The following is a 12,019-nucleotide window of genomic DNA, read 5'->3' on the forward strand; positions in this document are numbered from 1 at the left end:
TCAAAAGAAAAACCCCCTAAACCATTAAAAGCATTTTGGTTTAGGGGGTTTATTTTATATCTCTATTCTTCCCGATATTTTTATAGACTGTATTTTGTCCCACGTCCATTGCCAATAACTTTGATATAATCCTTTTCTTTTAAACGATCAATCAATCTTAAAGTCTTTGATTTCGTGTAGCCTATTACCTTCGCAATCTCACTGCTTGATAACTGTTCTCCGTTCTCCAGTGCACTCATGATTTTTGCTTCATCATTCGTTACATGATACTGATCTGTTATCACAGGTAATATCTCCATTCATATATTCTTCTGCTGATATCCCTCTGGGCAGGTCCCCTGGAGACTTAATCTCTATTTTATCAGAAAACATTGATATACGAATATGAGAATTTATACTCCAATCTCGATGTATCAAAGCATTTGCGATTGCTTCACGGTAAGCAGTTTCCGGGACTAAATCTTCTCTTGAATCTCTTTTTTCACTTTCCATTACTTCCTTTCATTGCTTTATATCCAATTAAGACAACCCATACATAGGCACATGTTTTTGGAATCATTAACATTCCCACCGGAGGCACCATATCTGCAAACAGTACTACCGGGATATAGCAGGCAAAACTTATGACTACTGCAAGCCACAGAAAACGGAAAGGTTTATCCTTCTCTGTCCTCACACTACGATAAAAAAGAATCACTATCACTGCACCAAGGATTGTAAACGGGATGTTTCGATAAATTCCCCATGATAGCGGTGCTTCTGCGCTGGTCCATGCATTTTGCGGCATCAGACATAGAATAACGTCATTGTAACGGATGTGAGCATTTTCCCAATACCGAGTGCCACTGTAAAATTTTTCAATCCGGTTGTACAAAGTGCAATTGCTCTTGGTATAAGATGAAATGCATCTCACAGCTTCTTTTGATGTAATACCTTTATATTACATGAATATTCTATTGAGCAGATTTCTATTATACTATGCAACGTTATTGTCAATTTGTCTATGGGTTTCGACCACGATGGATGGTTTAAATACGAACATAACCAGTAGACGGACCTGCACCTACTTTTGCGATATATCCACTTTTAACCAGTTTAGTCAGAGTCCTTTCCACAGTAACCTTGCTGATATCCGGGCATAGTTCCATGATTTCTTTCTTGGTAATTTTCCCCACTTTATTATCAATCACTGCCTTGATTCTGTCTGGTTTAGAAAGACTTCTGTTTCTTAAGTGTTCTACACGCCCCTCAAATTCGTTATATGCTTTCAGGATAATTCCCAAATAGTATTTTACAAAAGGCTCATAGCTGTTTTCATTTTCGTGCCATCCACTGGAACTTGCCTGCAATGCTTCATAATAAGTTTCTTTCGTCTTTTCAATCAACATCTCAATACTGACATACTTTCCAACAATATATCCTGCTTTATAAAACAGAAGAAGCGTCAGCAGACGACTCATACGTCCATTTCCATCATTAAATGGATGGATACACAGGAAATCAAGAATAAACATAGGTATAAGAATCAGCTTATCTATGTGATCTGCTTCCCACGCTTCCAAAAAATTTTGGCATAGTTCATTCATAGCTTCTGCCGTTTGAAAAGCAGAAACTGGAAGAAAACGTGCTTTCTGATGACCTTTTGCATCTGTTTCTGCAATTACATTATCTGAATTTTTATAACTTCCACCGACATTCCCTTGAGAATATGAGTATAAATCCCAATGCAATTGTAAAATAATATTTGGTCTTGGATTGATATACCCATAACTTTCATGGATTGTTGCAAGCACTTCCCGGTATCCTGATATTTCCTGTTCAGATCGGTTACGTGACTCTGCGTTCTGGCTTACTAATTCTTCCAAACGTTTGTCAGTAGTATAAATACCTTCAATTCTATTAGATGCCCCTGTACTTTGAATCAAAGCAACCTCAAGCAAGGTTTTCAATTCATCTATATTGGCTTCGAGAAACAATTCCTGCTTACCTTTATGTTCGTGTATGCTTCCAACCATCTGAACAATTTCAGGCTTTAACAACTGCTCAGGAGTTTTTATATAATCGAAACTTCTCATAGGAATCTCCTTCATTTCAATATTATCTCCATCATTTTACCATCAAATGATGGAGATAAAACTCTGATTTAGCATTGTCATTATTGGCATGGGAATATACATCCGTGACCATGCTGACCTGAGCATTTCCGGAATGTCCCTGAACTGCCTTGATATCGCCACCATTCAGTTTCAGTAAAAAAATGTCAAGATAAGAAAAAAGGCAAAAAGAAACCTCCATATGAAAGAAAAATCATACGAAGGTAATATGCAATAATTATTCTGTTTTTATTTCAATTTACCATATACATCATCATTCACAGGTTCTAACCATTCGTTCGTTCCTTCAACACCAGGTACTTCAATTGCATCCTTGCCCTCTTCCTGATAATAACCTCTTCCTGCAACGCATACAAGAATCTGACCGCCGCCTTGCTTTGCGTGATGGATATGCCAGTTATTTCTACATCCCGGTTCAAAAGTTACATTAAAAATTCCCACCTGGCTTGTTGAGATTGGCGCAAGATAACTTTTTCCAATAAAATACTGAAAAAATGCATCATTTGGCTCTCCGATAGGGAATACCATTTCTTTTGCATTCTGTAAATGAAATTTAAGTGATGAATCAGTAATTCCCGAAGACATTAGCGCTACCACGTCATTTTTACATCGATATCCTGATTGTTCCAATTCTCTCCGAAGAGTACATCATCATTAAAATGAGCAAACTCGGGAGCAAATTCACCGAGTGCTGCTTTTCCTGCTGTCTGTACAATTTTAGACATCTGTGTCAACCTCCGTTACATATTCTGCTTGAAAAAATCGTCCATTTTATGAAAAGGAATCACATCCAGATTATCATAAAGATCTGTATGGACCGCACCGGGAATCACTAACAGTTCCTTATTTTCTGTGTATTGACTATCCTGGATCATGGCATCATAAGCATCCTTTCCAAAATAAAAACTGTGTGCCTTTTCACCATGCATGATAAGCACAGCACTTCTTATTTCATTGCTGTATTTTAAGATCGGCTGATTCATGAAAGACTGGCATCCAATACTATTCCAACCATCATTGGAATTAAGACTTCTTGCATGATAACATCTGCCCTTATAATACTCACTGTAATCCTTTACGAAAAATGGCACATCCTCAGGAACCGGCAACGGCATACATCCGCCTCCTCTGGAATACTCGCCCATTTTATACTCTTTGGTTCTAAGAACATTCAAAGCCTGCTTTTTCTTAAATCTGGATTCCTCGCTGTTTTCAGAATCAAAATAGCCATTTGCATTTACCCTGCTCATGTCATACATGGTAGACACCACAGTGGCTTTCACTCTTGTATCGAGGGCAGCTGCATTCAGGGCCATTCAGGGCCATCCCGCCCCATCCGCAAATACCGATGATACCGATTTTCTCAGTATCCACACAATCCTGCACGGAAAGGAAATCCACTGCTGCCATGAAGTCCTCCGTATTGATATCCGGTGATGCCATATATCTGGGAATTCCACCACTTTCACCTGTATAGGATGGATCAAAGGCAATGGTAAGATATCCCCGTTCTGCCATGGTCTGTGCATAAAGACCGGAACACTGCTCCTTTACCGCTCCAATAAGTCTATCCAGCTAACAATCCCTCATAAATCTCTTTATCCAAATCCTTAAAAACGTTAAAAATAATCTTGATCTTACTACCCGTTTCTTCTTTATATTTCTTCACAGTATCAACTGCAATCTGCGCTGCTCTATCATTAGGGAAACAAAATACCCCTGTGGAAATACAGCAAAAAGCTATACTTTTCACATTGTTTTCATCTGCGACTTTCATGCACGATTCATAACATGATGCAAGCAATTTCTCATGGTCCTTTGTCAATTTTCCCTGCACAATTGGTCCGACTGTGTGAATCACATAATCACAGTTCAGGTTGAACGCAGGTGTAATCTTCGCCTGGCCTGCAGGTTCCTCAAAACCCTGTTCATCCATCATTTTCTGACAGTAATTGCGTAACTGAATTCCGGCATACGTGTGGATACAATTGTCTATACAAGAATGACAAGGCTGATAACACCCAGTCATTCCGCTGTTGGCAGCATTCACAATGGCACCTGCATGGAGCCTTGTTATATCTCCTTGCCATATGTACAAATCATCCTGCACCGGTGTCAGTTCTTCTATACGCACAATACCTCTTCTGGCATTTTCCTCCTTAAGATACTCATCCTGTATTTTCTCAAATTCTTTGGTGATCGGGGCTGCCCATCGGATATTCATAAGGGAACGCAGTAATTTCTTTTGTTCCTTTTCTGCTCCTGGAATTCTTATCCGATTTTTATATTCAGGTTGTTCCTCAAGAAGTGTATCTATCAGGAATCTTCTTCTCTCAAACTGGTTCATACTTTTCACATCCTTTTCTCGATTGCTCCGACTGGACAATCTGAAAAACAATTGCCACAGTGCAGACAGTTACTCTGGTTTATTTTAACATGTATAGTACTTATATCAATACATTTTTGAGGACATTTCAAATAGCAGAGCTTACATCCAATACATGTATCTGTAACAAAATATGTCTATAACAGAAAAATCAGAATTTACCAACTCGAAAAATTGGAATTTGAAAGGTTGCTGTGCTGAAGTATTCTATCTCAGAATAGTTCAGGATGATTCTCCAATGAATCGGCTTCTGTTATTTCACGAACTACATGGCATGGCACTCCCACTGCAAGCGAATTGGGTGGAATATCTCTTGTAACTACACTTCCCGCACCGATAACACAACCATCACCAATAGTAACTCCTCCGCATATGGTGACATTTCCTGCAATCCAGCAATTGTTGCCAATAGTAATTGGTTTGGCGTATTCTTTATCGGCAAGAGTGCCGTCCTGCTTTACATACTGATTTCTGTCCTGCCAACGAAGCGGATGTATAGGTGTAAGAAGTGAAACATTAGGACCCAAAAATACATTTTCGCCAATTGTCACAGGGCAACAGTCAACACAAGTAAAATTGAAATTTGCATAAAAATTTGTTCCAATGGATGTGAAGCAACCATAATCGAATTGAACAGGTCCTTGAAAATAAAAGGAATCCCCAGCTATCCCAAGTTCCTTTATAATTTCTGCACGCCTTTCATCTGTTTCAAGGAGCTCGTTGTATTCTTTACTAAGCCTATGAGCTTTTGTTCTAAGTGCCACAAGTTCTTTGTCGGAAGGGTCATATATTTTTCCCGCTATCATTTTTTCTTTTTCAGTCATCTTTTATTTCTCCTTTATATATCAGGTCAAACGAAATAAATTTTACTTAGCGTATACATTATCAACGCTGCTATGAAAATTTTGATTTGTCAAATTCATAAAATCGGAATTCTATTCTTCATCAGGCGCCTGTCCGTCATGTGCCAACCACTTACATTCCGTTAATTCCATATTTGTAAATGTAGCCTTAAAAGATGAATCTTCTGGGCTACAAGCATAAATTCCAAACTGTATTTCATCATTAGCCTTATACACATGGCAAATTCGCATCTGCTTGTACGTAATTCCATCTTCCGAACACTCAATACAATAATCATCCTCTCGTCTACTAAATCTATACCACATAGACTTGATTCCTGCATCTATTTCGGTTGTTGCCCAATCCGAATATCCATTATTAGTCACTACACTTCCTAAATGCTGAAATTCTTCGTTCTCATACTCAATTGAACCCTTAAGCCAGTTCTCGCTATCAAGGTACATTACAATACCACACTGGTCAAAACGCACCTTGCTCTCAAACTCAGTTTTAACTACGAAAGAAAAGAATTTCTCAGATGTTTTCATCTGAAGCACAGGAGCATTATCGTTCCTGAAATGATAATAAGTACGCTGCCACAAATCAGTATGCGGATTAGTAATTATCTCAATCTTGTCCTCTGATATTGAATACTGCTTAGGTTCTCTTGTCCATTTCCATTGTTCTTTATTTATCTTCATTTTCATTTCCTTTCAACGTAAAAATTGGAAGTTACCGATGTGCTATTATAAAATGGCTACTGTTATATGCATAACGAGAATAACTATAAGAAATATCGCTAAATGTCTGTGCATATTAAACCATTTAGATTTTAATTTGGTTCGTGCATAATAGGTCCGTGCCAAAAGGACAATCAGCACCCATAAAAGAACTCCCGATATATTTTACAAGAAGAAGAATACACATTGCAAGAGATATCCACCTAACGATGCCATTCCATCGTATATTCTTCTTCTGATGTATTGGCATCTATTTCCTGATTCACAATTTTGAATCCGCAATGCTTGTAAAACATTACTGCTTTTGTATTTTTCTTATAGACATTTAAACTCAAAACTTCTCTTGTCTCCATGACTGTATGAAGCAATTCTGTTCCGATTCCTTTCGATTGTTCTGCTGCTTTTACAAAAATTCCTGCTATAAATCTTCTAATCATTTTCATGTTCCATTTCTTTTTTCTGGATGATTGCATCTCTGTCACTTAAGATAGCAAGCATCTCATCCACCAGATCCTCGATCCGGGGATTGCTTACCCGATACAACATTCACCCCTTTAATTTCGTAAATCTATTAAATCAGAATTCCTTCCAGATGATCCAGCTCATGCTGACAGATCTGCGCTGGCCAGCCGCTGAGCTTCTGTCGCTGTTTTTTCCAGTTCATATCATAATATTCCACTTCGATATTTTCATATCTTGTCGTTTTTCTCACACCGGTAAGAGACAGGCATCCTTCTTCTGTTTCATACGGAGTATCCTTACTCAACAGGACCGGATTAAACATCACGATATCTACAAATCCCATATTTACAATGATTACTCTCTTTTTCACACCGATCATATTGGCAGCCATGCCTACACAACCGGCACGATTTGCCTGTAAGGTGTCCTGTAGATCCTTTCCCACCTGCAGATCTGCCTTTGTAGCAGGTTCTGACTTTTGGCCCAGAAAGAACACATCTTTCATTATCGGTTTTACCATCTGTTACTCCTCCCTATCAAATCATTTCACATTCCAATTATAGCAACAAAATCATATTTCTACCATAGCGAGGTTTTTCTTTTCCATGTTGTATAAGGGGTTCTCTTTTCCCATACCCTCGATAACTGATTACTTTTGTGGCTGGAATTTCCATTAAGATATTCACAAAGTTCATACTTTTGCTCTGTGCACTTAAGATCAGGATTATTTCTTTTACAATATCCTGATATTTCATTTCTTTATCCTCCAAAATATAATTGATTATGGAGAGGCGAATATTATTATCCTTTTTAATGAAAACAAAATTTCACATAAATACTGGTCAACAAACGATTTCTTATAGCTCTCAATGATGGGGTTGGCAAAATATCATCTGAAAATTGGTATAAAAGAAGACCCGTAATGTCCAAAATCTTTGAACTTACGAGTCTTACTGCCGTTCCTTGCGGGAATCGAACCCACAGCTAACGCTTAGGAGAGCTCTGTGGTTCTGTCAATCCCTGTCAAGAACTGATATGTTTAGCCTTTTATTATCAAGGACTTTTTTTATTTTCGAATCAAATTCTGGTAATCTGAATACCCTTTCTGTCAAGACCAGATAAGACCTGAAAATTAGCAGATTCTTTGCAGCTGCTAACATCCGGGGAAAGCTCTGTTGTTACTGACAGATATCATCTTCCGGCTACCATCCCCTTACAAGCGGGAATGATAAACAATATTCAATTGACCAGATTTCTATTATTACTATACACCGTTATTGAAAATTTGTCTATGGTGTTTCGACCACGACAGCCGACTTAAATACGAACATATCCAGTTGCCGGCCCGGCACCTACTTTTGCGATATATCCACTTTTAACCAGTTCCGTCAGGGTCCTTTCTACAGTTACCTTGCTTATATCCGGACATAACTCCATGATTTCTTTTTTGGTAATTTTTCCTACCTTATTATCAATCACTGCCTTTATACGATCCGGCTTTGAAAGGCTTCTGTTCTTCAGGTGCTCTACACGCCCCTCAAACTCACTGTATGCTTTCAGTATAATTCCCAGATAATATTTTACAAATGACTCATAATTGTTTTCATTTTCGTGCCATCCATTAGAACTTTCCTGTAATGCCTCATAATAAGTTTCTTTTGTCTTTTCAATCAGCATTTCAACACTGACATACTTTCCGACAATATAGCCGGCTTTATAAAACAAAAGAAGTGTTAACAGGCGGCTCATTCGCCCATTTCCATCATTAAATGGATGGATACACAGAAAGTCAAGAATAAACATAGGGATAAGAATCAACTTATCTATTCGATCTGCTTCCCATGCTTCCAGAAAATTTGTACAAAGTTCATTCATAGCTTCTGGAGTCTGAAATGCCGGCACCGGGATAAAACGCGCTTTCTGATGACCTTCTGCATCTGTTTCTGCAATTACATTATCCGAATTTTTATAATTTCCACCAGCATTTCCTCCGGAATATGAGTATAAATCCCGATGCAATTGTAAAATAATATTGGGTCTCGGATTAATATACTCATAACTTTCATGGATAGTGGCAAGAACTTCCCGGTATCCGGATATTTCCTGTTCAGACCGGTTACGCGGTTCGGCTTTCTGTCTTACTAATTCTTCCAACCGTTTGTCGGTAGTATAAATACCTTCAATCCTGTTAGAAGCCCCTGTACTTTGAATCAAAGCAACTTCCAGCAGAGTTTTCAATTCGTCTATATTGGCTTCAAGGAACAATTCCTGTTTACCTTTATGCTCATGAATGCTTCCGACCATCTGAACAATTTCAGGTTTTAGCAATTGCTCCGGAGTTTTTATATAATCAAAACTTCTCATCGAAATCTCCTTCATTTTAATATTATCTCCATCATTTTACCATCAAATGACGGTGATATCAATTAGCATGATGGAGATATATTTTTAACATTCCTTTTAACGAAACCCGTTTTTCACTAAAATTACACTATTTTTCACTTCATTGTCTTCGCCAGTGACGTAAGAAGTGCTGCCATCTCAGGATTATTAAGGACCTTTGCAAGCAGCTCTGCATCCACGCCTTCCGGAACCGCTACCGTGTTTTGTGCTGTATTCGGATGCATCTGCGGATCCAGATCTTTTTTCTCATAAAATGCCTCTTCAAATAATTCTGCATTTTTCTTCCGGTCGTCATCCAGGATGTGGGAATATACATCCGTAACCATGCTGACCTGAGCATGTCCGGAGTCGCCCTGAACTGCCTTGATATCTCCACCATTCAGTTTCAGCTTATAGGTAACACTGCTGTGTCTGAGACTGTGGAAAACAACCGGTGGGAGATCATAGTCCTTAATCAACTGATTTAATGGCTTCCGGATCGCGCCATCCCCCAAAGGAAGACCAAACGTACTTGCCATGACCAGGTTATAGTCCATGTATTCATCTCCAAGAACTTCCTTTGTCTCATCCTGTTTTTCTTTCCATTCGATCAGCATCTTTGCGACAGACTTTGGAAGGAAAACCTTTCGGACACTGCTGTCTGTCTTCGGTGTTTTCAAAACACGGACTGTTTTATTGGTCTTGCTTTTTTCCGGAAATATCAGCAGCACATCTTTTGCATCCAACTCTTTTAAAGCGGATTTGCTCACTCGCTGGGATTCCTTATTGATAAACAGATATGCCCGGTTTTCCTCAATTGCTTCCTCCGAGATGTCCACACAATCCCAGGTAAGCCCCAGAAGCTCACTGATCCGGAGAGAGCAGGAGAAGGAAAGGTTCATTGCCAGCTTTAGCCGATCATCCTCACATACTTCCAGTGCGTACATCAGAGTTTCGGCAGTCCAGATCTCCCGTTTCTTTGTTTTATGTTTTGGTACGGTCGCATAGATACAAGGATTCTTCTCCATCAGCTCCCATTTGACAGCCTGTTTAAAACAGCTTCGGAGAAGTTTATGGATATCTCTGATGGTACTGGTAGATACATATTCATTCTTTCTTTTCCCAATTATAGGATTGACCACAGCCGGAGCTTTCAACAACCTCTGATAATATTTTTCAATAAAACGGGTATTGATCTCCGACAGTTTTTCATCCCCGATGATCGGAAGAATATAATTATTTATGAGAGAAACATTTCCATCATACGTGGATAATGCCCAGTTGTCCTTCCCATACAGAGCAACGTATTCTGCCAGAAGGTCCTTCATGGTTTTACACTGCGGGATTGTCATGGATCCCATTTCTTCTTTATACTCGATTTCTTTCTTGCGTTTCTTTGCCTCTGCCTTTGTAGCATAAGTTTCCCATTTCTGCTTCCGTTTCCCGTCTGCATCAGTATAGGAATAGATCACATTAAATTTTCCGTTTCGTTCTCTGATCGATGCCATAATCTAACAGCCCCTTTCTGTATTTCTCTTTTCCAGCCATGCTTCAAATTCTTTTCGTTTAATCCGAACATGATTCCTTATTTTTACAACCGGAAAATATCCTTTTGTGTACCAGACATTTATCATGGACCGGCTGACCTTTGCCATAAAGGCTGCTTCATCTATAGTAAGATACTGCAGATTGCCATTCCTTCCTCGTTCCCCGGTCTGTGCCAGTTTCTTTCTCCGATAATTCGCCAGTGCCACATTTTCTTCCATTGCCAGTTCTTCATAATCGTTCGCCGGATCCAGATGATATTCATCCTGTCCGTCCAGAAACTTCTGAAAGCTTTCCTTCGTGATTCTTTTTCGATCAGCGATCGTGACGAACTCAAAGAAATGCTGATACTTTTGACTATTCAGGATGCCATATACCTGATTTCTGGTGATTCCCAGCTGTCTGGCCATTTCCGGCATAGTGAGAGTAGCGGCCTCCATTTCCGCGTCCCTCTTTTTATCCTCCTTCGTGCGGTATCTGGACTGTCCGTCATACCATTTCTGAAATGCAGCTTTTGGTACACGTTTCCAGTAGTCCACAATCACGACTTCGATATTATTCCGCTTGATCAGGTCATAAACGACACCATCTGTAAGCTCCAGCATTTCTGCAAGTTCCGGAACAGAATAAGACCATTCTTTCAATTCCTTTCCCGGTTCTTCTCCGTTGACTTTATGATATTTAATCTGATTCGCATACCACTTTTCAAAACTCTCAATATTGACCCGCATCTTTCCGGCAATCTCTTTGGTCTCAAAAAAGTTTTTATGTACCAGCCAATACCGATCCGTCTTTTTAAGCCCCAGGAGCTCGCCCATCTCAGAAACACTCATCCATTTCTTTTTCGCAGAAGACAGCCTCTTGTATGGGCTGTTTGCTTTCACTTCCTTTATCAGTTCTTCGTATTCCTCGGTATTCTTTTTTCCCTTCTCATCCATGAAGCTTTCCTCCTTCTTCCCATACCATACCGCACTTTTTCAAAAAAATTTAGGATGTCGTTTTTTCATCCGGATAGGAGATTAGTTGGAAGATTCCGGCAGCTTATCCAGCCAGTCATCAAAGCTCTTTTTGGAAATACGGTACTTTCCGCCATCCAGCTGGATCCACCGGAACTCATTTTTCTTCAGAAGGTTATATATTGTCGGTCTGCTGACTCCAAGGATTTCCTGTAACTCTTTTACTGTATAACATCTTTTCTCTGACATATGTCATTACCTCACATTTCATCAATATAGAAGGTCAAATAAAAGTCCTTCTATATATCCAAAGATTCGGAGTGTCTTATACAACATGTTTTAGTAAAAAAATGTCAAGATGAGAAAAATTGGCAAAAAGAAACCTCCGTATGAAACAAAATCATACGATGCAAAAAGATTTATTATGTCATTTCTGAACATTAAAAGTATATTTGGAGAAATACACAAATTGGAATAGTTATTGTCGCAAAATAATCGAAGATTTTAACATCTCTTCAGTGATAATATAAACATTAATTTGTTCCTATAAAATCAGAAAACCACCAGTAGCCCTGCACTTTCTACTGGTGG

Annotated in this window: 13 protein-coding genes and 4 pseudogenes; all 17 read right to left on the reverse strand. The window is 39.0% G+C overall.

Annotated features, from left to right (window positions below):
* Positions 1-80: 80 nt before the first annotated feature.
* The 17 genes and pseudogenes from BHF69_RS14480 to BHF69_RS11300 all read right to left on the reverse strand — a co-directional run bounded on the left by BHF69_RS14480 (position 81) and on the right by BHF69_RS11300 (position 11,677).
* Positions 81-299: a helix-turn-helix transcriptional regulator gene (locus BHF69_RS14480; protein ID WP_242946140.1), complete on the reverse strand. Its 219-nt coding sequence runs from the start codon at positions 297-299 to the stop codon at positions 81-83.
* Positions 253-492 (reverse strand): ATP-binding protein, encoded by a 240-nt coding sequence (locus BHF69_RS14870; protein ID WP_075671575.1) that lies wholly within the window; start codon positions 490-492, stop codon positions 253-255. The genes BHF69_RS14480 and BHF69_RS14870 overlap by 47 nt, the downstream gene beginning before the upstream one ends.
* Positions 482-909 (reverse strand): annotated as a pseudogene (locus BHF69_RS11225) (hypothetical protein); the annotation flags it as partial. The gene BHF69_RS14870 and the pseudogene BHF69_RS11225, both read right to left, overlap by 11 nt.
* A 119-nt stretch (positions 910-1,028) precedes the next feature.
* Entirely contained in the window at positions 1,029-2,090 is a 1,062-nt protein-coding gene (locus BHF69_RS11230; RefSeq protein ID WP_075671579.1) for a Fic family protein, read from the reverse strand.
* 252 nt (positions 2,091-2,342) lie between these two features.
* Positions 2,343-2,839, reverse strand: a pseudogene (locus BHF69_RS11240) (hypothetical protein).
* Positions 2,840-2,854: 15 nt separating this feature from the next.
* A pseudogene (locus BHF69_RS11245) lies at positions 2,855-3,674 on the reverse strand (alpha/beta hydrolase); the annotation flags it as partial.
* A 7-nt stretch (positions 3,675-3,681) separates the two neighbouring features.
* Entirely contained in the window at positions 3,682-4,461 is a 780-nt protein-coding gene (locus BHF69_RS11250) for a protein-ADP-ribose hydrolase (protein ID WP_075671581.1), read from the reverse strand.
* Between the two features lie 5 nt (positions 4,462-4,466).
* A pseudogene (locus tag BHF69_RS14775) lies at positions 4,467-4,628 on the reverse strand (4Fe-4S binding protein); the annotation flags it as partial.
* 84 nt (positions 4,629-4,712) lie between these two features.
* The gene (locus BHF69_RS11260; RefSeq protein WP_075671583.1) at positions 4,713-5,324 is read right to left on the reverse strand and encodes a sugar O-acetyltransferase; all 612 of its coding nucleotides are present in this window, start codon (positions 5,322-5,324) and stop codon (positions 4,713-4,715) included.
* A 111-nt stretch (positions 5,325-5,435) separates the two neighbouring features.
* On the reverse strand, positions 5,436-6,044 hold the full coding sequence (locus BHF69_RS11265; protein WP_075671585.1) for a DUF1349 domain-containing protein: 609 nt from the start codon (positions 6,042-6,044) through the stop codon (positions 5,436-5,438).
* 242 nt (positions 6,045-6,286) lie between these two features.
* Positions 6,287-6,520 carry a GNAT family N-acetyltransferase gene (locus tag BHF69_RS11270; RefSeq protein WP_242946142.1) on the reverse strand — a complete coding sequence of 78 codons (234 nt, stop codon included), beginning with the start codon at positions 6,518-6,520 and terminating at the stop codon, positions 6,287-6,289.
* A gap of 134 nt (positions 6,521-6,654) precedes the next feature.
* Entirely contained in the window at positions 6,655-7,065 is a 411-nt protein-coding gene (locus BHF69_RS11275) for a peptide deformylase (RefSeq protein ID WP_075671588.1), read from the reverse strand.
* A 37-nt stretch (positions 7,066-7,102) separates the two neighbouring features.
* A complete protein-coding gene (locus tag BHF69_RS11280) occupies positions 7,103-7,300 on the reverse strand; it encodes a hypothetical protein (protein ID WP_075671590.1) in 198 nt (65 codons plus the stop codon).
* Between the two features lie 562 nt (positions 7,301-7,862).
* On the reverse strand, positions 7,863-8,924 hold the full coding sequence (locus BHF69_RS11285; RefSeq protein ID WP_075671592.1) for a Fic family protein: 1,062 nt from the start codon (positions 8,922-8,924) through the stop codon (positions 7,863-7,865).
* A gap of 119 nt (positions 8,925-9,043) precedes the next feature.
* Positions 9,044-10,435 (reverse strand): tyrosine-type recombinase/integrase, encoded by a 1,392-nt coding sequence (locus BHF69_RS11290; protein ID WP_075671594.1) that lies wholly within the window; start codon positions 10,433-10,435, stop codon positions 9,044-9,046.
* A gap of 3 nt (positions 10,436-10,438) precedes the next feature.
* A complete protein-coding gene (locus BHF69_RS11295; RefSeq protein WP_075671596.1) occupies positions 10,439-11,410 on the reverse strand; it encodes a helix-turn-helix domain-containing protein in 972 nt (323 codons plus the stop codon).
* Positions 11,411-11,491: 81 nt separating this feature from the next.
* On the reverse strand, positions 11,492-11,677 hold the full coding sequence (locus tag BHF69_RS11300) for a helix-turn-helix domain-containing protein (protein WP_075671598.1): 186 nt from the start codon (positions 11,675-11,677) through the stop codon (positions 11,492-11,494).
* Positions 11,678-12,019 lie beyond the last annotated feature (342 nt).

It is taken from the genome of Anaerostipes sp. 992a (assembly GCF_001940245.1).
Lineage (GTDB): Bacteria > Bacillota > Clostridia > Lachnospirales > Lachnospiraceae > Fimousia.